This window comes from Blastocatellia bacterium, from assembly GCA_016713405.1.
In the GTDB taxonomy this organism is placed as follows: Bacteria; Acidobacteriota; Blastocatellia; order Chloracidobacteriales; family JADJPF01; genus JADJPF01.
Map to the genome: position 1 here is coordinate 259958 of JADJPF010000006.1, position 20925 is coordinate 280882.

Sequence of the window (20925 nt, forward strand, 5' to 3'; positions counted from 1 at the left end):
AACTAGTAGTTATGAAATAGCATTCATTTGATCATCAGAAGATTCTAGAAAATTTTTTGATAAATTATATTTATTCCAATTTATTAAACCTTGGCGTAAATACTCTGCTTTAGCTCGAACTGTAATATCTGTTTGAAATTCAAGCTCAAAGCGATGGTCATAAACATAAGCCCTAATACGTACCAGAACAAAAGGTTGTGGAGCAAGCTTATCTTGTAACAGTACAACAACAGGTTTAGCTAAAAGTAGATAAGGAGAGCTATAAGCTGCTTCATAAGCAATTTCTACTGCTTTAACTGGATCTACATCGTGTGGTAAAAATATATCTGTTACTACCTGACAATCAGGTACACCAGAATTAGAATTCCAAGCTTGCCCATTTAATATATCTGTATTAGGAATTGTTACTTTTGTATCATATTGGGTAATTAATTTAGTGCTACGTAGTCCAATATGAACAACTTCGCCATAAGCATCACCTATTTTAACTAAGTCCCCTAACTGAAAAGGTCTATCAATTAAAATTACTAATCCACCAATAATATTTTTATTAAATCCTGCGCACCTAAACCTAAAGCCAACCCAGCAGAAGCCAACACAGCAAATAAAGTTTGTTGCGAAGGAGCAAAAATAGCCACTATCAAAGTACCACCAACAAAAAGAACAGAAAACCGCACAATAGTAGCTGCCATCTTAAAGAAAAATCTTGCTCTTGGCGCACGATTACTTAAAACAGAGGCTAAAGCATCACTAAGCCTAATAATTAGGTAAATTACAGCTATTGTAAGAATTGCATTTAATATAGATATAGGAGATATACTAAATAACATATCCAAAGGGCTTTGTGTATCTTGTAGAAAAAGGAAAAACTGATTACTAATCATAAATACTCCTATTTCCTTAAATTAAATTACGTCGGTAAAGTAATTCTTTAACTACAGGCATTGCATCAGCCGAAACTCTATAACCTGCTCGGTTTGGTTCTAGTTCAACAATTTGCCTATCTATCAACGCATGAATTTGTAATTTACTTTTAGCCACATTAGATTGAAAAATAATGGAATGTTCTTCATAAGTTAAACTTCCATGTTGAAGTATTGCTACTAACGTAAATAAATTTTCTAAATCAAGATCTTCTATTAATGCACTTCTATCAGGTTTGATTATAGCTTTCATTGTTAGTAGTCCTGCTTGTATTGAATCAATATGTCCTAGCCAAATCTTAAATGCTGCACGAAAAATTCCTCCAGATTCTTCTTCTAAACTATTGAAAAATATAGCTTCTGAATTTTCAGAATTAAGATATTTTCTACTTAATCTTTCTAGGAAATTACCTTGTTTTGGAGGTTTATTTATTTTTAATCTTAAACCAGATAAATTATGACGTAACATAATTGCACTTTTCATAACTTTTTTACTAGCCACACCCATATTTATTTGATGTGAAAAGGTTTGTCCTAAATTTATTGTGACATTAAGTAAATCAAACGCAGTTTTATTAATACATAAAATCCATAAAGTAGTTTTAGCTGTTATTGTAATCAGCCGTTGAAGAGCTTTTAATGCTCCATAATGCCCAACTTGACGTAAAAATAAACGCTCTGTCTCCTCTTAAATAATAATTCGTCTATTTTCTAATAGACTTTGCTCTAGTAAGTTAATGTTATTAACTTTAATTAATTGTGATAAAAATAGTTGTAATTCTTCTTCTTTTATAATGCGTCCTTGAAATTCATCTTGAATTATTTCTATGTCACCCTTAAATATTTGTTTTACAGCACAATTAATTAAACTAGTTTTACCACTACCTCGTTCTCCAACAATAACTATAGAAACTGCATTAGCTTTTCCCACATTTTTTTGGCTTCTTCTAAAACACGAATATCTTTTTCTCTACCAACTAAAAACCTAGGATCTTCTACAGCCTCAAAGCGAAAAAGATGTTTATAAAGTGCTGGTAAAGACAAGTTTTGAGTATCAATAGAAAATTCTTTTGGTAAAAATGCTCTTATTTTTACTGTAGACTCCCCAGTTACAGGCTCCCTCATCCAACCTATGGAAATCAGCCAATTTTCAAACACATATTTAGTATAAATTTTTAAGCTTTGTATAAATTTTTTACTATTAAGTAAGGCTTTTTCTTTGACTATAGGTAATAAATGCTTGATATTTTGTTGAGCTAAATAAGTTAATATACCTATTCTATCTTGGCTTAAAAGAATTCTACCTTCTGCATAAAATTCCACTACAGTTTGCAACATTTCCTTATTAACTTGGCTATACCAATCAGTTGCTTCTTGGCGACAAAACTCTAGCAGAGATAAAGCATTTTGTAAGGCTTCTTGGATTACTTCAAAAGAATTTTCTATTTGAGCTATCTGTAAATTAAATGATACAACCTCTCTAGCTTGTTCAACATATTGGGTGATTTTACGATGTTGACTTTCAATATTTGTCAATATAGCAAAAAGCTTTTCTTTTCCTCTGCGCAAAAATGAGTCATGAAATTTATTTTGTGGATAAAGTTGGTTTAATTTTAATTTGCGTGGGGGAAGACTAGAAAACTTCGTTATCACTTCACAAGTAACAGGAAGTATTTGCAAATGGTTTTGTAAAGTAGTCTCAAATTCTTGTAATCGGCTAGCTGTTGGTATTATGTTTGCTGAAGGCAAAGGAAATTTATTATTAAATTCTTTCTGTTCTTTTAACCAATGAATTGCTTGGTCTAGCTCATTTAAGACGCTTGTTCGCTCTTGAAGTGTATTATTTAAAATAGCTTGCAGATAATAAAAAGTTTTTAGCTCGCTACTTTGTATTTTCTGTTCAAGCCTTAAATCTGTTTCTACAGACTCTATCAACTTTGACCAGTAAAATAAATTAGCACTACATTGTTCTTTATACTTAGAATTATTAGATTTATATTTTTTACTTCCAAAAATTAAACTAGTTAAAATATTATCAGTAATTTGCTTAGTTAAATTTTCATAAAGTTTATTAAATTTACTAATAGCTTGCTGACATTCTCTTACTAATTTTGCTGTAATGAATTTTATATCAGTTAGATTCTTAGTAAATACCGTTTTTTGTAAAATAGTATTTGATAATGTGTGATAAGTATTGTCCCAACAGTCTTTTAGCTTTTCTATAAGTTTTGCTAGTGCTTGAAAATAGCGACCTAACAAACTTGCTTGAGCAGGATAAATTCCCTCTAACTTTTCAGCCACACAGCCCTTAAAAGCAAGTGTTTTTTCTTTTTTACTTAATGTTGCTATTTTATGTTTCCAAGTTTTTGTAGAAACTATGCTAATTACTAGCAAAACTTCGTTATTAGTTGTAGTTAAGCTATTAGGTAAGCTATTAATTAGTTCTTGGATTTTTTTCTCATAACTTTCTACCGCAATCAAAGCACGTTTATAAGGACGTTTTTTTTCCCATTCAGCAATAATATTAATAAAAAAATTTTGTTTTGTTTCTTGATAGATATCTAAAAACTGTTCTAAACTAGGCGTTTCTTGGCTTAAATTTGGTAGTTCTTGACTGATTTGTAGCTTTATAATTTTTTCAATATCTCTATAACAATACTCTAGTTCAATTACTAAATCTTTATTAAATTTTTGCAAAAGATCTGTAAATCTATTCCAAGATTCAGCAAAGGAACTTGACATAATCTTAACCTTCTAAAAAATGATTTATAGTTTACTAGCTAATAAGATAAATCAAGATAAACATTCTAATAAAAACTAAGGCTTAATGGCTATATAACTAACCATTAAGCCTTAATTTTTAGAAAATAAATAGCTTAAATTTAAGCTAATTGTGGTTTAAGATTTATCTCTCTTTGGGAATTACGCATTTGTTTTTCTAGCTTTTTAATTTGAATTAAATGGCTAGCATTAAATGGTAGAGAAGGATAATAACAATTGCTTTCATGTGTGCAATAGCAGCCGTCTTTTACTTTTTTACGACGTTCTGCCATAGCTGCTGTATTCCAAAAAGCTTGGAAGTCCCAATTATAATCTCTAAGGTTTCCTACAGAATCTAAATTTTCACAGCTAGAAATTGTACCTTCATCATAAATAACTGCTCCAGCAGTACCGGCCCAGCATCGTAGTTGAGCTTTCTTTTCTACTTCTGTGCGAGCAATTAATTCATGCATATAAATATCAATAGCAGCCTTAAAAATCCCTGCTGACCCTGAATAACTATTTTTTATTGCAGCCGTTCGAGAATCATCATCAATCATATGTGCAAGCTTACGATAGCGATCTAGGTCTATTTCTAGTTCTTTTGGTTTTGCCGAAGGTGGTCGGATATAGTTAACATTGATTTTATCTGGTTTTAGGTCGTGTTTTAAGAAATCATACCATTCAAAAATTCTGTCTTGGTTGCTATTCATAAAGCAGGTACAGGTTTGAATATCCAGATTTGGGAAAGATTGCTTTAATTTTTGTAATTGGCGGGCTGTATCAGTAGCAATTTTCCAGCTACCTGGCTTTTGACGAATTTTGTCATGGTCTTCTTCTACGCCATCAATACCAAGTGCAACAGTGACATTAAGTTTTGGGCATTCGCGCAAAATGCGTTCTACGTCTGGTAAGATACGTTTTTGGATTTGTCCATTGCTCATTAAATAAATTGATTCTAGCTCATTATTTTTATAAAAAGCTTTTGCAACATCTGGTAAGTCTTTACGGGTAAAAGGCTCACCACCTGCAACAACTAATACTGGTAGATTTCCGCCTAAAGTTTCGCTAATTCGCTCAAGTTCATGGGTTTTCATTTGTAGCATTTTTTCTAGGTTTATCATCTAGTTCATCAGTGAAAAACAATGGACACATCGCATATCACAAACGGAAGTAATTAAAACATTTAGCACTACGGGGGCAAAAGGGCGACCTAAAAAAGCCTTTCCATAACGCTTAAGCAATCCTGTAGGGTAGTTCATAAAAATTTAGTCCTTAAAATTACCGATCACCAAGAATAATTTTAGCAATCGTTTGAAGTTGCATATTAGAAGTGCCTTCATAGATTTTACCTATTTTAGCATCTCGAAAATACTTTTCTGCTGGATAGTCTTTAGTATAGCCATATCCACCATAAATCTCTACTGCCATAGAAGTAACACGTTCTGCAACAACAGATGAGTAATATTTAGCCATAGCAGCTTCTTTAATAAATCCAAGCCCAGCGTCTTTTAAGCGTGCAGCGTTATAAACCATAAGTTTAGCTGCTTCTAGTTCTGTAGCCATTTCAGCTAATTGAAATTGAATAGCTTGAAAATCAGCAATAGGTTTACCAAATTGGACTCTTTCCTTAGCATAAGAGGTTGCATATTCTAAAGCTCCTCGTGCCAGCCCGATCATTTGCGCACCAATACCAATTCGACCTTCATTTAATGTTTCAATTGAAACTTTATAACCTTTTCCTACTTCACCTAAAACATTTTCTTTTGGTACTTCACAATCTTCTAAAAGTAACTCACAGGTAGATGAAGCACGAATACCTAATTTATCTTCTTTTTTACCTACAGTAAAACCCTTAAAGCCTCGCTCTACAACAAAGGCTGTAATTCCACGATAGCCCGCAGATGGGTTAGCATTAGCAAAAACAATAAAAATATCTGCTTCATTAGCATTAGTAATCCAAAGTTTACGACCATTTAGAATAAAATGATCTCCCTTATCTTCGGCTCGTGTTCCCATAGCAAAAGCATCTGAGCCAGATCCAGCTTCAGAAAGTGCATAAGCTCCAACAGATTTAGTAGCTAGTTGAGGTAAGTATTTTTCTTTAATTTTATCGCTACCCCAACGTAAAAAGGCATTATTAACTAGGGTATTTTGGACATCAACACAAACACCTAAAGAAGCATCTACACGAGAAAGCTCTTCAACAGCAATAATGGACATAAAAAAAGATCCACTAGCTCCACCATAGTTTTCTGGAATATGGATTCCCATTAAATTAAGATCAAAACATTGCTGAATAATACTTTTATCTAAATGTGCTTCTTCATCCATTTGGCGCACAAGTGGACGTACTTTATTAACAGCAAAGTCTGAAATAGTATCTCTAAGAAGTTGTTCATCTTCGCTAAAAACTGTTAGTGCTGCACCTAAATTTGTTTGTTCAGTCATAAAAATCCCTTCTGAAAGACTTTTTATACTAATATAAGTAAAGATTATAATTTGCAAGAGTCTAGCATAAAGCTACTGTAAGAAAAAACTGAACCAGCGCAACGCTAAGCTTAAGAATCTTCTCTTGCAATCGTTTAATAACAGGTTTATGCTGGACATCTATTCATAGTTTTTAGCTTAAAATTTGCACTCTACCTTAAACTTAAATTTGGATAAGTTTGTTTTTTATGGTGGGTTGATGAGTAGTACAAGGGAAAAAACAGTAGTCGAAGAAGCACTATTGGAAGTAGAGTTGGCTATGAGATACAACTCTCATCAACGTGCTGTTACTGTACTGGAAAATGTACTAAAACAATTCCCTAGTAATACTGATGTACGTTGGAAATTAGCAGAAATCTATTATCAACAAGGCTCACCTCATACTTCTGCTGAACAACTATTTATTATTGCAGATATTTATATTGCAGCTAACCAACTAGACTTTGCCGAATCAACACTTCTAAAAGTTAAACAAGTTTACCCAGCAGCAGAATTTCATACAGATACTAAGCTTGCAACCTTAAGCCAGTACCAAAGCTTAAGTCAAAAACAAAATCAACCTAATCAATCTACTACAGTACAAAACCAGTCAGCTAACTATAATCAACCTTACATAGATCCTTATATGGATCCTTACCAAAATCAAAACCCATATCAAAATGATTATCAATACTCCTACCTAGATCCTTATCCAGGCCAACCTCAGCAATATCAAGTTCCTCCGCCAAATCAGCAATATCAAGCTCCCCAGCCAAATCAACAATATAATTTGTATTATCAAGAAACTCCTTATTCAGAAACTTATCAAGCTACATATCCTGAACCAGCTTATGTTTATGGAACAGAAGAATTAGAACATATAGATACACTTGACCCAATAGAATTAGAGCCTGTTGGGATGTCTCAAACTGTAAATAATGCTTTGCCCTATTTAGCAGGAGATTTGCACTATATTAATTTGTTTGATGTTATACAAACCTTAGAAAAGAATGAAATTACAGGTATTATCCACATTCAAAGCACACAAATTTCAGGAAACCTTTATCTAAATCGAGGTTTACTAGCTGATGTAATTTGTGGTGAACTCAGAGGAAAAGCGGCTTTAAGTGTTTTGCAGAAATAACAGAAGGACAATTTGAGCTAGAAAAATCCCCTGTAGAGTTTCATCAAGCAATTCAAATAGAATCTAATGCTAAATTAATTCTGGAAATCTTCTCTGATGAAGGAGATCAACCCTTAGAAGATGATGAACCCTTAGAAAATAGTGCTGAACAAGGTCTTAACTGGTAGATTAATTAGTTTTTTCCATTAAGGCAGCAAAAAAACCTTCTGTATTATCTCTATATGGAAAAGTACGTATAAACCCTTCTTTAGTAATTAAAAGTTCTGGGACTTCTGCTTTTACTAGTCGAAAGTTTTTATTTTTGCTAAGAAACTTTTCTATAACCTGTTCATTTTCTTCATATTCCAGAGAACAAGTTGAATAAATAAGCCTTCCTTTACTTTTTACTAAATTAGCACAATTACTTATAATTTCTAATTGTAACTTACTTAATTCTTCTAGTTTTTCTGGAAATAGTCGCCATTTTATTTCTGGATTATGTCTTAAAGTACCTGTCCCACTACAAGGAGCATCTACCAACACACGGTCAAATAAAATATTTTGATTGATTGGCACATGCTTAGTTACATCACAACAGATAGAATTAATTATACTTACTCCAAGTTTCTTAGCTGTTTGTTGGATTAATTTAACTCTAGCTAAATGTAAATCTCCTGCAATAATTAAGCCTTGATTTTCCATAAGTGAAGCTATGAGAGTAGTTTTTCCACCTGGAGCAGCACAAGCATCAAAAATTCTCATTCCTTTTTCTGCTGTAACTAAATGAGCAATTAATTGAGAGGCTACATCTTGTAAATAAATTTTTCCTTCTCTAGCTAGCTTAAGTAAAATTTGACTATCACCTTCCATCAAGCAAAAAGCTGCTTCTAATAAACTGCTTGGCTGAATAACTACATTATTTCTCTTAAGTAACTCTAATATTTGACTAGTAGTAATTTTTAAGTTATTTACTCTAAAACATATTGGATTTGGCTTATTGTTGGATTCGGCTATTGATTGAGCAACGCTTAATCCATAATGATTTACCCAATTTTTAATCAACCAAGTAGGATGGGAATGGTTTAATGCAATTTCTTCTATAGGGTCTTGGCAGGAAATTTTTTCTTTTATCTGTAGTCTAGTAAGTTTTCTTAATACTGCATTTACAAGCCGACTAGCAGAAGCTTTGCCGCTAATTTTTGTTAAATTTACACAATCATTTACTACAGCATAATCAGGAATACGGCTTAAAAAGTGGATTTGATAAAAACCTAGACGAAGGATTATTAAAACCTCTTTATCTAGCTTATTTAACTTTAAGCCACCTATTTTTTCTAAAAAATAATCTAAGTAGCGTTCTTGTCTTAAACTGCCTAGAACAATTTCTTGTGTTAATGAGCGATCTAAAGAAGAAAGTTTTGTGGTTAAGTTTGAGACTAAAAGGTTAGTAGCAAAAGCTTGCTCAGTCATTACCCGCCAAAGTATTTGAAAAGCAACTTGGCGGGCAGAGCTAAGCTTGGCACAATGATTAAGGTTTTTCATCAGCAGTTAATAAATATTAAAATTAATACGTACAAATTAATTACTAGGACTATCAGAAGCCTTATTATTTTTTACTTCTTCTTTGCTAGAATCATCAGAATAAAATTTTAACCATTTAACATCAACAACAGGAGCTTTTCTTTCTTTCTTTTGGTCTTTTAACCAAAGACCTCGTTTATTCCAACCCTTACCACCAACATTTTTTTGATGGCAATAAGTACAATCTTTAGCATCAAAACCTAGGGCTTTTGTTTCTTTTAGAAATGGGGGGTATGCAAAAGTTTTATTATCATTAAGTAAAGTAACAGCTAAAATAACCATTGTTATAATTGCTAACAGCTTGATTTTCATAAAAGTTGCTCCATGTTTATTAAAACTTTTTGGTCAATTATAGTATTAAGATATTATTTAACAAAAAAAGTTTTCTTGATTTTCTTGATTTTGAAAGAACATGATAAAAAAATTTATTCCCTTATTATTAATGCTTTTACTTGGTTTAGCCTGTGGCCCTGTTTTTCAAGTAAAACCTAGGTCAACGGTTAATCTTCCTGAGATAAATAATAAAACTGCTAACAGTAATTTAATACTAGAAGCAGCAATTTTGTCAGAAGATAAGACAGTAGAAATCTTTGATGCTAATCTTTTTCTAGCAGGAATTATCCCGCTAGAAGTTAAACTAACAAATCAAAATCAAATACCTGTAAATTTTTCAGAAAAAGATTTTGCTATCTTGGACTCTAAAGGTCGTTCATTTAGTTGTATTAAGGACAAAGATGTTATAAATAAGTTGCTAGATTACTATAAAATCAAGGCTTATAACCCTTATAGCCATGAAAAATTAAAAGAAAAATTTTTTACTCATAGCCTGTCATTAAAAGAAAGTTTTAGCTTAGATGAAACACGCCAAGGGTTACTTTACTTTAAAATGGGTAAGGAAAAAATTGTAGGTCAAGGCTTAAAACTTAGTTTTAAGAATAAGAAAATAACTCAAGATAATTTACTTTTAACTCTAAACTAAAGATTGAGATTGTTTCTTAAAAACAACCTCAATCTATTAAAAAATTTAGCCTTTAACAATTTTAGTTGACTTTGGAGGAGCAAAATTATCTATTAACCCTTTTACATCAAAACTAGTATTCTTCTTTAAGTTGCTTAACTTTATAGTAGTAATATCATCATTACCTTCTACTAGGTTCTCTTGAATAGGTAGCCAGGAGCTTTGAGAAATCCAAATATCTATGCTTTTATAAGGGCCCCCCGCCTTTGGTGTAAGATGAAGTAGTGAAGCGTCTTCGCCTTGGATTTTTTCATCTTTAACAAACTTTACATCATAATTTGCTCTAATTGCAGAAACTGAGCCAAAAGTTATTGCTAGAGAACCAAAGGATTGGGAGCTTTTTGTACTTTTCAATGAAGTAACTAACATTTGCTCAATAGAAGGTTGGTAAAACTTTAGCTGATCTCCTGTAATAACGACTGTCTTTTTTGTAGGATTGCTAATATCTATTCTTAATTTTACTGCCCCATTTTTGCCAGGTAGATAGTAAAGTTGACCTGTTTCTACTGGATCATCTATTCCTATTTGAGTATTTTTCTTTTGTTGCCAAATATTTGCTACTAAAGAGTTTAGACTTTTTCCAACTACCTCCATTTGTGCTAAAACGGCTTCGGCACCTTTTACATTTGCTGATGCACTAGGAGAAATTCCTATCATAGAAAAAGTTAATAATAAACATATTAAAAAGGATAAAACTATTTTTCTCATTTATACTATCTCCACAAACTAATTATTTATAATTAATATAGCCTACTCAAACCAAACACGATAACCATTGATTTGATTGTCTTTGTCTTGGTTTTTTGTATTGTTTTCAACGCTATCAATCTCCACACGTTTAATTGTCATCTTGCGTTGGTAGCGTTTTGCTAGTACATCTGATAGTAGATCACTTAATCTAGTATGTTGACTAGCAACCTGTGTTATTTCATTAGTTGAAATATAAGTGCGTTGGGTTTGCACGGTGTTTTTTATTGGATCATTAGAATGCCGTTCATCTAAAAATCTATTTGGAGTAAAAAAGATAAAGGCAAGAATAACAACACAAAGTATGTCATACTGCCAACTACCTCGCTCATAAGACCATAGGATAATACTTTTAATAACACTGAATATTTTCATAACTTTAACTAATTCACTATTTGCCCATCCCGCATATTTACAACACGTTGAGCAACAGCCGAGGCTTCTGGGCTATGTGTAATCATTATAATAGTTTGACCAAATTTGCTATTTAGCTCTTGCAGCATTTTCAACACAATTTGGGAATTTTCACTATCTAAATTTCCTGTTGGTTCATCAGCTAGCACAATTGCAGGATGTCCAACTAAAGCACGAGCAATAGCAACTCTTTGTTGTTCTCCGCCTGAGAGTTCAAGCGGTTTATGATGGAGCCGACTTTCTAAATTTAGCAACCGTAAGATTTCTGTACGACGGGCAAAATCATTTTTATGATTCCCGTTCATTCTAATTTTTTCAGCTAAACTAATATTACCTTCAGCACTTAAAGTAGGGAAAAGGTTAAATTTTTGGAAAACAAAACCAATTTTACGCCGTCTTACTTCTGTTCGGTCGCCATCGCTCATTTTTGCTAGATCTTCGCCATCAATTATAACGCTACCTGAAGTAGGCTTTAACATCCCACCCAAAATATGTAGCATTGTTGATTTACCACAACCTGAAGGCCCCATTATGGCAACAAATTCCCCTTCATTTACATTTAAGTTAACACCTCTTAAGGCATTTACTGGGACTTTGCCAATTACATAAGTCATTTTTAAATCTATAGTTTGAAGTATTGTTTTCATCTTTTTTATTCGTAACTTAGAGCTTTAACAGGGTCTTGATTAGCAACTCGTAGGGCTGGATAAAGCGCGCCTATTACACCACTACTTAGCCCAACTATTGCAGCATAGAGTAACCACTCTGGCTCTAAATCTATGATTAATGAAGTGTTTTTTATTATTAACCATCTGCCAGTTAACGCAACTGCGTAACCTAGTAAAACACCTAGTACACTAATTAATAAAGCTTCCTTTTCAATCTCAGCAATAATAAAGAATTTTGAAGCTCCTAAGCTTTTTAAGATACCTATTTCTCTAGTTCTTTCTGTAATTGTTGTATACATAGCCAGCATAATTACTAGTACACTAATAACTAATGCTACTACTACTACAGCTTTAACAAAGATGTTAATAGCGGGTAAACCCTTTTCATAAAGCCCTTGTATTTCACGAGTAAAAAGTATTTTATTACCTGGCAAAGCGGCTAAGATATTTTCAGCTACTTTTTCTTCAGTATCTGTAGCTAGACATTTAACATAAACCAGGCTGCAACGCTCTTTTGAACCTAAAAGCTCTTGCATAACAGAAAGTTTAATTTTTATTCTTGCACCAATTTCTGGTTGATAAACTCCTGCAATGCGAAAACTACGTCCAAAAAGGTCTATTTTATCGCCTAGTTTAACTTTTCTATCTCGACAATAAATCGGATCTACTAACACTTCATCATCTGCAACTAAGGGCTGTCCTTCAGTAACTTTTAGAGAAGTAACTTTTTGATAACTCTCCATCTCAATACCTTCTACCATTTCCATACCAAAACTTTGGTTAGAGGGTTTTAAGTATTGCCCTACTGGGCTAACAGCCGAAACTCCTGAAACTTCTGCTATTTTAGTGCTGTATTGTACTGGTAGAGATAATACTGAGCTAGTACCAGGGCCATAATTATTAGGACGTGTAAAAAGAATTTCTGCTCCAACATTAGAATTACGCCGCCCTTGTTCTTGCAAAACACCATGGGAGAGACCTACCATTAAAATTACTAGTACAATCCCCAGTGCTACACCTACAACACTAATTAATGTTCTTACAGGTCGTTGACGTAAATTAGCAGTAACTAAACTTTTACTCATTAAACCCTCTAGGAAAAGATATTTTGCTATCTTTAAGATCCATTGTTTTTGTCAACTTTTGAACGTTAGTAAATCAAAAACCTTGCAAGGTAAAAAATAAATTTTTGCAAATTTTAATAGATTTAAGAAGCGTCTAAGTCTTTTTCTGGTAGTTTTTGCGTATTTTCCAAAAAGAATGCTTTTTTATCTATAGGATTATTTTCTTTAGTATCATCAAAATTTAGCTCTAATATATAGTTATCTCTAGCCCTAATTATTTCTACAGCTTGAGGAAAGCTAGTTTTACCAATTGCTTTATATTTCTTATAACTAACCTCAGAAACCAATGCACCTTGACCATTAAAAATCTGCATATGTGCTAAAGGTAAGTTGCTTTGAGTCCGATCAAACCAAAATTGTTTTACAAGCTTTAACTCTGTTTCATTTATTTTTTCAAGTAAGTATAAAACTTGATAGGTTCTTAAGACTGTTTTTGGAGTTTGTCCAACAACATTATCAACTTCTTGGCGAGTTAAATCAGAAACAAAATATTGAAAGCTATCATTAGCTTCTATTGGCTTAACTAAAATTGCTTCTGTAATATGTTGTGGTCGAATACGAGCAATTGAGCTTATTTGTTGTTGCTGTTGCTGTTTTTTTTCATTGGGATCAGGTGATATATTGTCTACTTGCTCATTATAATTACGGTCATTGCTACCTACTAAAAAGCGTCGATACTCATCAGGAAAATAAACAGCAATACGAAACTTTTCACCATCAGAGGTCATATCAGCAATATTTTGCTTTGTAATAGGTACACGAACAAGCAAACGGATTTGTTCAGGCCGTTGAAGTACAACTAGAGCATCAGCCGGACGATATGGCTCGATTTTTCCTTCTGTAGAAAGTTTTAAGTCAGTTAGCTTAAGAGAAGCATTTCCAGTAACTGAGTTTACTTCTGTTAAAGTATTTATTTTTTCAATTAATGTTGCTGCTGGCAAGCGGTCATAAGTTTTAAGCAAAGTAGCAGCACTTTTGGTTGTTTTTGCACTAATACAACCACTAGCAAATAGGGCCAGCAAAAGAAAAAATATAAGATTTTTGTTGGGCTTTATCTGAGGCCAGGCAGGCCAATAACGCATATTTTAACCTATAGTAGCAGTAAAAATTTATCCAGCGGATACAAATATGCAAGATTAACAAAAGCCTTCTTAGCTTGTCAAACTAGTTTTCAAGTTATATCTATAAAGTAAAATTGCCTGCAACTAATTAAAATTACAGGCAATTAATTATAGATTTAATTATTATCTGGTTAACTACTATTTGTTTAAGTGAGTTTCAAACCAGTTAAGTACAGTGCCATACCAAAGCTCGCTATTTTGTGGCTTTAAGATCCAGTGGCCCTCATCAGGGAAATAAAGTAAGCGAGATGGGACATCCATTCTTTGTAGAGCGGTAAAAAGCTGTATTCCTTCTCCAACAGGTACACGATAATCCAATTCACCATGAATAACTAAAGTAGGAGTCTTAAAGTTTTTTACAAAATTACTTGGAGAATATTTTTCATAAAGATCTCGATTAGTCCAAGGTGTTCCCTTAAATTCCCAGTCTGTAAACCAAAGTTCTTCGGTTGCTCCATACATACTAACTAAATTATAAACCCCAACATGAGAAACTAAAGCTTTGAAACGGTTAGTATGCCCAAGTATCCAATTAACCATATAACCACCAAAAGACCCTCCAGCAGCACCAATCCGGTTTTGATCAACAAAACCTAAAGAAATTGTCTGATCTACCGCGCTCATTATATCTTGATAACATTTACCGCCCCAATCCCCACTAATTTCATCTGTAAACTTTTGTCCATAACCAATACTTCCACGTGGATTAGGCATTAGAACTACATAGCCAGCCGAGGTATAAATATTTGCATTCCAGCGATAGCCAAAATTATGTTCCCAAGCACCTTGTGGGCCACCATGAATTAAAACTACCATAGGATATTTTTTTCCAGGTTGAAACCCAATCGGCTTAAGTAAAATAGAATGTACTTTTGCACCATCCGCAGGGCTAGTGCTATAAATATCTTCACCTTCAACTAGTTGGCGTTTAGAAAGTAGTTCCTTATTATGGTCAGTAAGTTGTTTTTCTGCTAAATTTTCTGTTCTAAGTAGAAAAACTTCACTAGGCTGTGTCATAGAACTACGAGAAAAAACTAGTCTATTTCCTTCTGAGCTAATAGAAAGTTCGCCATTACAAGTTTTATCAACTATTTTCTTGATTTCTAAAGTAGTTACATCAATTGTATAGATTGGAATATAGCCATTGTCTATAGCTGTAAAGTAGATTTTTTTGCTGTCTGGTGCCCAAACCATTTCTTCTATTGAACGGTCTAAGCTTTCGCTAATGCTACGAGTCTTGCCACTAGCACGGTCATAGAGCATAAGTCTTGAACGATCAGCTTCAAAACCTGCTCTTTCTTGTGAACGATAAGCAATAAAGCGTCCATCAGGAGAATAACTTGGGCTAACATCTGAACCTAAAGACGTAGAAATTTTCTTTGCCTCTCCACCTTTTATAGAAACAATAAATAGCTCATTGTTTGTACTAATAGCTTCTACTTTATCGGTATTACGAGAAAAACAAACTTCTTTGCCATCAGGAGAAAAAGCATAATTATCCGGGCCCACCTAAAGAAAATGGTGGGGTGTCAAAGTCACCTGGTGTTAAATCCTCTGCTGCACCACCACTAGAAGAAACAATAAATAAATGGCTACGTTTGCCTTCCTTCCAGCTATTCCAATGACGGTAAAGCAACCGATCAGCAATTTTAGCTTTTACTTTGCTATTTTCTGCTTCCTCTAATTTTTTCTTATTACATTCATCTGTTTTACATTCTGGATAAATTTCTGAAGTAAAAAGTAGATGTTTAGAATCTGGCTACCAAACTAAATCTGCTGCTTCTGTAGAAATAGTGGTCAATTTTTGATTAGTTTTAGTTTCAACATTATAAGTCCAAATTTGACTTGCTCCATCACGTGATGAAATAAAGGCTAGCTGTTTACCATCTGCTGACCAACGTGGACGACCTTCTTTACCTGCACTTTCTGCCAACACTTCCACGCTTCCATCAGCAACCGTAGTTAAATGAATTTGGCTAGTTCGCTTATTAGTATCTCGATCATAAGTTGTTACTACATAAGCAACTGTCTTACCATCTGGAGAAACTTGAGGATCTCCTACCCGCTTAAACTTAAATAAATCATTTACTTTTAAGCCTGTTGGAGCTTGCGCACTTGCAACTAAGGCTAAAGCTAGCATTAAAGCTAGTACAGAAAACAATCTTTTCATATGCTCTCCTTACGTATAATAAATATAGTATTGCAATAGATATTAATTAGATAAAATCTTATGATTTGTAATTATTTGTAATTAAATACAGCATAACTTAAGTAATATAGCAATTTTATATTCTTAACTCTTAAGCCCCAGAGGGGCGAAAGATATGTAGCGTAGGGCGCAAGCCCCATATGCGCGAACTTAAGAAATAAGTTATTTATAATGAATAAATAACACAAATCTTAGCTCTGAAGGAGCGTAAGATATATTTCCTAGGGCTTGCGCCTTAGGCTACAATTATTTCGCCCTTTCAGGGCTTAAGATTCAAAAATATAAGTTTACTTTGTTTACAGTGTATTAAATGCCAAATCTATACTTAAATTCTTTTTTAAGACAACCATATTCTGTATTAAGCTCTGTAACAAACTTTTGGCTGTTAGCAATATCTTCCGCTTTTTCTAATATATTACACAAACTAGCCATTTTTACTGCCCCAACATTACCACAAGCACTTTTTAACTTATGAGCCTCTTTTTTTAAGTTAGTAATATCATTATTTTGAAGTAGAGTGTTAATAACTACTAGACTTTCATTAGTAGTTTTAAGGAATAATTTAATAATTCTACTAAAAAACGCTGTATCTTCTTGAGAAACAGCCGCTAATTGAACAAACATATTTAAGTCTAAAGTAACTAGCTCATTATTATCTATATTTTCTGGTTGTTTTTTTTCTTCTTCAATAGGAGGGATCTTAAAATCACTTAACAACCATTTACTTAAAACATCAGCTATTTGTTGTGGATTAAAAGGCTTAGTAACAACTTCGTCCATTCCTACGGCTAAACAACGCATTCTATCTTCTGGCATAACTCCTGCGGTCAAAGCTATTACTGGAGTACGCTTAGCATATTTACCATTTCTTTCTTCATTTCTAATAATAGTAGTAGTCTCAAAGCCGTCCATAATAGGCATTTGGCAATCCATAAAAATCAAATCATAACTATGTACTAGTAATTTACCTAGGGCTTTTAATCCATTACTTGCTACATCAACACTACAACCAAGTTTATTAAGTATTGAAACTGCTACAGACTGATTAACCAAGTTGTCTTCTACAAGCAAAATTTTAGCTTGAAAGTCACTACCTAAAGTGTAAGTTGCTTCTTCAATTTGTGAATATTCTGTAAATTTCTTTTTAAGTGAAGAACGCAGTACAAAGCGTAAACAATCATAAAACTGCATTTGAGTAATAGGTTTGTAAAGATAAGCTTCAATATCTATGTTTCCAACATCTTTTTTTAGACTACTTGATAAAGCAGATGAAAGCATTACCAACTTTAAGTTTGCAATAGAAGGATCTGATTTAATTACTCTTGCTAGATCTAGCCCTGAAAGATCTGGAAGTTTTGTATCAATTATTGCTACTTCATAAGGATCTGATTGTTTAACAGCCTGGCGTATTAATTGCAACGCATTAGCACCATTAGGAATATATTCTATTCTTAATTTCCAATCTAACGCATGTTTTTCTATCATTTCCCAATGTAATCTATTACTACTAATTATAAGTAAGCGTAAGTCTTGTAGAAATACCTTAAAGGCTTTATCTGCTTCACTTTGGCTAATAAATTGTTGTTTAGTCAATTTAATTGTAAACCAAAAAGTGCTACCTTCTTTTAATTGGCTGTTAACACCAATTTCACCTCCCATAATTTCAACTAATTGTTTACAAATAGCTAATCCTAAACCTGTACCGCCATATTCACGAGTTGTTGAGCTATCAGCTTGAACAAATGGATGGAATAAATTATCACAAATCTCTTTTGTAATTCCTATTCCGGTATCAATAACTTCAAAACGTAGTGTTACTTCCTGCGTTTTTATTTCATCAATACTTACTTTTATTATTACTCCTCCTTGCTCAGTAAATTTAACTGCATTTCCAACTAAATTCATTAAAATTTGTCTTAGTCGGTTTGTATCGCCTACTAAATCAGTAATAACATCTGGAGCTATCTGGTAACTAATACTAATACCTTTACTAATAACTTTACTGGTAAATATCTTTATAACTTCTTCAAGTAAAACTTCTAAATTAAAACTGCTTTCTTCTAGCTCTAATTTACCAGCTTCTATTTTAGATAAGTCCAATATATTATTGACTATAGTTATTAAAGTATCCCCACAGCTATTAATTGCTTTTAGATATTCATACTGGCTTTCCGTTAATTCTGTATCCATTAAAAGATAAGCCATACCAATAATTCCATTTAGTGGGGTACGAATCTCATGACTCATATTAGCAAGAAATTGAGCTTTTAGCTGAGCAGATTCTAAGGCATTATCACGAGCTATTTTTAACAATTCTTCTGTTTGTTTAAGTTCTGTAATATCTTTTGCTAAAACCAATCTTGCTTTTTTTCCTTCAAAAATTACTTCATCTGACCTAACTTCTACATCAAAATAGTTCCATCTTTTTTGCAATGCTTCCAATACCAAACATTACTTTCTGACTTCTTTTCTTCTTCAACATAACTAATAAATCTAGCTATTTCTTCTACAGGTCTAATATCTTTAACCGTTAATTTATCAAATTCCTCTTTTGTATAACCATAATGCTCTATAGCTGCTTTATTTACAGCTAAAAAAGATAAACTTTCTGAATCATAAACCCAAGAAGGACAAGGATTATTTTCAAATAATACTCTATATTGTTTTTCACGATTACGCAGGCTATTTTCTATATTTTTACGATCTGTTATATCTTCAATAGTACCATCATAGTAAAGAACTTCCCCACTTGATGATTTAATCATTTTTGCATTTTCTCGAATAAATTTTTTCTCTCCAATACGTGTTGTCCATTCTGATTCTAATCCTATAATTTGTCCATTTTTTTCTAATTCTTTCTTAAACTGGTTTCTAGAATAATTTGCATCTATACCTTCTATTTCTAAATTACGCTCAACTAATTCTTCTAAAGAGCTACACCCTAACATTTGCACTACTACTGGATTTGCATCAATAACGTTGCCCTCTGGAGTAGTTCTATAAATACCTATTGGTGCAGTATTAAACAATTCTCTATAACGTCTTTCACTGTCTTTTCATCCTTCTTCAATACGTTTTCTTTCTGTTATATCACGAGCTATGCCATATACAGATATAGGCTTTTTATTTTCCCATTCTAACCAAGAATTAACTTCAAAAATTACTTTATTACCACTCTTTGCTATTAATTCCAATTCATGCGCTGGAACATTTTCTCCTTTTAATCTACGTACTATTCTTTCTTTTATTCTTCCTAATATGCTGGCTTCTAGCACTTGACTAATATTCATTTCTAACATTTCTTCACGGCTATAACCAAGTAAAGTTTCTGCTTGAGAGTTAATAGAAGTAAAATTACCTTCCAAATCATGGCTATAAATTATATCTGTAGCCTTTTCAAAAAGATCTCTATAACGTCTTTCACTACGAATTAAAGCAAGCTCTACTTTCTTATGATCAGTAATATCAAACATTACACCACTAATTTTTGCTACCTGACCATTTTCTTTTAGCACTGTCATTATGTTTCTAAGCCAAACAATATTGCCATTTTTAGCAATCATTCGATATTCAATTTCTTGATCTTGCCCAACATTTGTTGCTTGTTTCCAAAAATCTTTTACCTTCTTCTCATCATTTGAGTAAATATATTTTTCTCTAAAATCCTTTTCTTCTAACCATTCAGTAGTTTGATAACCTAAAATTTCTTCAGCCTTTTTACTAATAAAAATAAATTCTAATGTATCAACATCTACTTCCCAAACTATTCCATTAATTGAATTTAAGAGTATTTGCAAATCTTCTTGAGAGCTTTTAAGCTTTTTTAGAGTGTCTAAGAGTTTTAAGTTACTTGTTTCTTTTTCTTCTAACGCATGCCCTAGTTCTATTTCTCTTGAATAACATTTTAGGCTTAACACCTCAAACTTTTCTAATGCATGCATTCTAGTCTGAAAAACCAAAAAAGAAAGAATACTAGCTGAACCTATCACAGGAGCATAATATAACCAATCATTTTGTAGTGTAACTAACATTAAAATTAACCAACCACTTAAAATCAAAACTACAACTGTTAAAAACCATCTTAATGATAAAATAAAACATCCTATAGTAAGAATAATCAAAGATAATCCTATAGTTTCTTTACTAGAAGAATATAAATAAAAAGACGTAAAACTATAAGACGCTGCCAAAAAAGCTAGTAAGGCTCCCACAGAATTAGCTTCATTAGAAGAAATAAAAGCTTTACGTACAGCTATATTTACTAGCAAACAAGCCATCCCAACAGCAGTAGCAGCAATGGTTAAGATTAAAGAAACACTTTGAGGTAAGATAAAAATATTAAATATAGCAATAATAAAATACAACGTAGCAATACCTATAGAAATCACATTTAACCCGTTATAAACTGTTTCTGCTAATGCTCCCTTTAATTTTTGATTAGGTATTTCATCCTGGTGATTATCTAAAAAGGAATTGCTAGATAAAAAAGCAGGTTGTTTTGGTTTTAATAAATGTTTAATTTTTTCCATGCAAGTATTATTAATAAAGTATTTCTAATTTTAGTATTACCGATATTAATGTTTAGCTATAATAGCTAAAATAATAAAATATTCTGTAATTAATAGTATAAATTAGAAAAACAGGAAATAGTAATTTATTGTCACCTAGTACATTACACGTAATTTATATGATATTTATATAAAATTTAATTAAAAGATTAGGCATATTATCTTAATTAGTGTATATTTTTGTTGGGAAGTTCTTTCAC

23 protein-coding genes are annotated in these 20925 nt (G+C 32.5%); 2 read left to right on the forward strand and 21 right to left on the reverse strand.

All coding sequences use genetic code 11. The annotated features are described in order from the left end of the window. Positions 1 to 9 precede the first annotated feature (9 nt). The 8 genes from IPK14_10045 to IPK14_10080 form a co-directional block, all read right to left on the reverse strand. A complete protein-coding gene (locus IPK14_10045; GenBank protein ID MBK7993741.1) occupies positions 10 to 606 on the reverse strand; it encodes a mechanosensitive ion channel in 597 nt (198 codons plus the stop codon). Then, positions 528 to 884 (reverse strand): hypothetical protein, encoded by a 357-nt coding sequence (locus IPK14_10050; GenBank protein MBK7993742.1) that lies wholly within the window; start codon positions 882 to 884, stop codon positions 528 to 530. Before IPK14_10050 ends, IPK14_10045 begins: the two co-directional genes overlap by 79 nt. Before the next feature lie 16 nt (positions 885 to 900). Continuing rightward, positions 901 to 1407 carry a hypothetical protein gene (locus IPK14_10055; protein ID MBK7993743.1) on the reverse strand — a complete coding sequence of 169 codons (507 nt, stop codon included), beginning with the start codon at positions 1405 to 1407 and terminating at the stop codon, positions 901 to 903. Between the two features lie 204 nt (positions 1408 to 1611). Next, positions 1612 to 1854: a hypothetical protein gene (locus IPK14_10060; protein MBK7993744.1), complete on the reverse strand. Its 243-nt coding sequence runs from the start codon at positions 1852 to 1854 to the stop codon at positions 1612 to 1614. Continuing rightward, positions 1827 to 3665, reverse strand: coding sequence for a hypothetical protein (locus IPK14_10065; protein MBK7993745.1), 1839 nt, complete (start codon positions 3663 to 3665; stop codon positions 1827 to 1829). Before IPK14_10065 ends, IPK14_10060 begins: the two co-directional genes overlap by 28 nt. A 140-nt stretch (positions 3666 to 3805) precedes the next feature. Beyond that, complete coding sequence (locus tag IPK14_10070) at positions 3806 to 4780, reverse strand: radical SAM protein (GenBank protein MBK7993746.1); 975 nt, start codon at positions 4778 to 4780, stop codon at positions 3806 to 3808. 27 nt (positions 4781 to 4807) lie between these two features. Then, the gene (locus tag IPK14_10075; GenBank protein ID MBK7993747.1) at positions 4808 to 4945 is read right to left on the reverse strand and encodes a hypothetical protein; all 138 of its coding nucleotides are present in this window, start codon (positions 4943 to 4945) and stop codon (positions 4808 to 4810) included. A 19-nt stretch (positions 4946 to 4964) separates the two neighbouring features. Then, the gene (locus IPK14_10080) at positions 4965 to 6134 is read right to left on the reverse strand and encodes an acyl-CoA dehydrogenase (protein MBK7993748.1); all 1170 of its coding nucleotides are present in this window, start codon (positions 6132 to 6134) and stop codon (positions 4965 to 4967) included. 238 nt (positions 6135 to 6372) lie between these two features. Between IPK14_10080 and IPK14_10085 the strand changes: the two genes are divergently transcribed. Continuing rightward, positions 6373 to 7296, forward strand: a complete 924-nt coding sequence (locus IPK14_10085; protein MBK7993749.1) for a hypothetical protein — start codon at positions 6373 to 6375, stop codon at positions 7294 to 7296. 168 nt (positions 7297 to 7464) lie between these two features. On the opposite strand, the gene rsmB is transcribed toward IPK14_10085, so the two are convergent. Both rsmB and IPK14_10095 read right to left on the reverse strand, forming a co-directional pair. Then, positions 7465 to 8817 (reverse strand): 16S rRNA (cytosine(967)-C(5))-methyltransferase RsmB, encoded by a 1353-nt coding sequence (gene rsmB, locus IPK14_10090; GenBank protein MBK7993750.1) that lies wholly within the window; start codon positions 8815 to 8817, stop codon positions 7465 to 7467. A gap of 36 nt (positions 8818 to 8853) precedes the next feature. Further along, positions 8854 to 9168 carry a hypothetical protein gene (locus IPK14_10095; GenBank protein MBK7993751.1) on the reverse strand — a complete coding sequence of 105 codons (315 nt, stop codon included), beginning with the start codon at positions 9166 to 9168 and terminating at the stop codon, positions 8854 to 8856. A gap of 100 nt (positions 9169 to 9268) precedes the next feature. On the opposite strand from IPK14_10095, the gene IPK14_10100 reads away from it, so the two are divergent. Next, on the forward strand, positions 9269 to 9835 hold the full coding sequence (locus IPK14_10100) for a hypothetical protein (protein MBK7993752.1): 567 nt from the start codon (positions 9269 to 9271) through the stop codon (positions 9833 to 9835). Positions 9836 to 9880: 45 nt separating this feature from the next. Here IPK14_10100 and IPK14_10105 read toward each other — a convergent pair whose 3' ends face one another. From IPK14_10105 to IPK14_10155, 11 genes are all read right to left on the reverse strand, one after another. Next, positions 9881 to 10582, reverse strand: coding sequence for an outer membrane lipoprotein carrier protein LolA (locus IPK14_10105; protein MBK7993753.1), 702 nt, complete (start codon positions 10580 to 10582; stop codon positions 9881 to 9883). A 42-nt stretch (positions 10583 to 10624) separates the two neighbouring features. After that, on the reverse strand, positions 10625 to 10996 hold the full coding sequence (locus IPK14_10110) for a hypothetical protein (GenBank protein ID MBK7993754.1): 372 nt from the start codon (positions 10994 to 10996) through the stop codon (positions 10625 to 10627). Between the two features lie 8 nt (positions 10997 to 11004). After that, on the reverse strand, positions 11005 to 11682 hold the full coding sequence (locus IPK14_10115) for an ABC transporter ATP-binding protein (GenBank protein ID MBK7993755.1): 678 nt from the start codon (positions 11680 to 11682) through the stop codon (positions 11005 to 11007). A 5-nt stretch (positions 11683 to 11687) separates the two neighbouring features. Continuing rightward, positions 11688 to 12788, reverse strand: coding sequence for an ABC transporter permease (locus tag IPK14_10120; protein MBK7993756.1), 1101 nt, complete (start codon positions 12786 to 12788; stop codon positions 11688 to 11690). 122 nt (positions 12789 to 12910) lie between these two features. Continuing rightward, a complete protein-coding gene (locus tag IPK14_10125; GenBank protein ID MBK7993757.1) occupies positions 12911 to 13909 on the reverse strand; it encodes a hypothetical protein in 999 nt (332 codons plus the stop codon). 177 nt (positions 13910 to 14086) lie between these two features. Further along, positions 14087 to 15457, reverse strand: a complete 1371-nt coding sequence (locus tag IPK14_10130) for a S9 family peptidase (protein ID MBK7993758.1) — start codon at positions 15455 to 15457, stop codon at positions 14087 to 14089. Further along, positions 15444 to 15584: a hypothetical protein gene (locus IPK14_10135; GenBank protein ID MBK7993759.1), complete on the reverse strand. Its 141-nt coding sequence runs from the start codon at positions 15582 to 15584 to the stop codon at positions 15444 to 15446. Before IPK14_10135 ends, IPK14_10130 begins: the two co-directional genes overlap by 14 nt. A gap of 123 nt (positions 15585 to 15707) precedes the next feature. Next, a complete protein-coding gene (locus IPK14_10140; GenBank protein ID MBK7993760.1) occupies positions 15708 to 16118 on the reverse strand; it encodes a PD40 domain-containing protein in 411 nt (136 codons plus the stop codon). 345 nt (positions 16119 to 16463) lie between these two features. Continuing rightward, positions 16464 to 18590: a response regulator gene (locus IPK14_10145; GenBank protein ID MBK7993761.1), complete on the reverse strand. Its 2127-nt coding sequence runs from the start codon at positions 18588 to 18590 to the stop codon at positions 16464 to 16466. Further along, a complete protein-coding gene (locus IPK14_10150) occupies positions 18560 to 19186 on the reverse strand; it encodes a PAS domain-containing protein (protein ID MBK7993762.1) in 627 nt (208 codons plus the stop codon). Before IPK14_10150 ends, IPK14_10145 begins: the two co-directional genes overlap by 31 nt. Positions 19187 to 19213: 27 nt before the next feature. Then, positions 19214 to 20686 (reverse strand): PAS domain-containing protein, encoded by a 1473-nt coding sequence (locus IPK14_10155; protein MBK7993763.1) that lies wholly within the window; start codon positions 20684 to 20686, stop codon positions 19214 to 19216. Positions 20687 to 20925: the final 239 nt, after the last annotated feature.

Bases quoted from the DNA above. Each gene is read 5' to 3' on its own strand.
- IPK14_10140 (MBK7993760.1), bottom strand. From the start codon at position 16,118: ATGAAAAGATTGTTTTCTGTACTAGCTTTAATGCTAGCTTTAGCCTTA.
- IPK14_10155 (MBK7993763.1), bottom strand. From the start codon at position 20,686: ATGGAAAAAATTAAACATTTATTAAAACCAAAACAACCTGCTTTTTTA.
- IPK14_10065 (MBK7993745.1), bottom strand. From the start codon at position 3,665: ATGTCAAGTTCCTTTGCTGAATCTTGGAATAGATTTACAGATCTTTTG.
- IPK14_10105 (MBK7993753.1), bottom strand. From the start codon at position 10,582: ATGAGAAAAATAGTTTTATCCTTTTTAATATGTTTATTATTAACTTTT.
- IPK14_10085 (MBK7993749.1), top strand. From the start codon at position 6,373: ATGAGTAGTACAAGGGAAAAAACAGTAGTCGAAGAAGCACTATTGGAA.
- IPK14_10050 (MBK7993742.1), bottom strand. From the start codon at position 884: ATGATTAGTAATCAGTTTTTCCTTTTTCTACAAGATACACAAAGCCCT.
- IPK14_10075 (MBK7993747.1), bottom strand. From the start codon at position 4,945: ATGAACTACCCTACAGGATTGCTTAAGCGTTATGGAAAGGCTTTTTTA.
- IPK14_10120 (MBK7993756.1), bottom strand. From the start codon at position 12,788: ATGAGTAAAAGTTTAGTTACTGCTAATTTACGTCAACGACCTGTAAGA.
- IPK14_10055 (MBK7993743.1), bottom strand. From the start codon at position 1,407: ATGAAAAGTGCAATTATGTTACGTCATAATTTATCTGGTTTAAGATTA.
- IPK14_10100 (MBK7993752.1), top strand. From the start codon at position 9,269: ATGATAAAAAAATTTATTCCCTTATTATTAATGCTTTTACTTGGTTTA.
- IPK14_10095 (MBK7993751.1), bottom strand. From the start codon at position 9,168: ATGAAAATCAAGCTGTTAGCAATTATAACAATGGTTATTTTAGCTGTT.
- rsmB (MBK7993750.1), bottom strand. From the start codon at position 8,817: ATGAAAAACCTTAATCATTGTGCCAAGCTTAGCTCTGCCCGCCAAGTT.
- IPK14_10080 (MBK7993748.1), bottom strand. From the start codon at position 6,134: ATGACTGAACAAACAAATTTAGGTGCAGCACTAACAGTTTTTAGCGAA.
- IPK14_10110 (MBK7993754.1), bottom strand. From the start codon at position 10,996: ATGAAAATATTCAGTGTTATTAAAAGTATTATCCTATGGTCTTATGAG.
- IPK14_10115 (MBK7993755.1), bottom strand. From the start codon at position 11,682: ATGAAAACAATACTTCAAACTATAGATTTAAAAATGACTTATGTAATT.
- IPK14_10070 (MBK7993746.1), bottom strand. From the start codon at position 4,780: ATGAAAACCCATGAACTTGAGCGAATTAGCGAAACTTTAGGCGGAAAT.
- IPK14_10125 (MBK7993757.1), bottom strand. From the start codon at position 13,909: ATGCGTTATTGGCCTGCCTGGCCTCAGATAAAGCCCAACAAAAATCTT.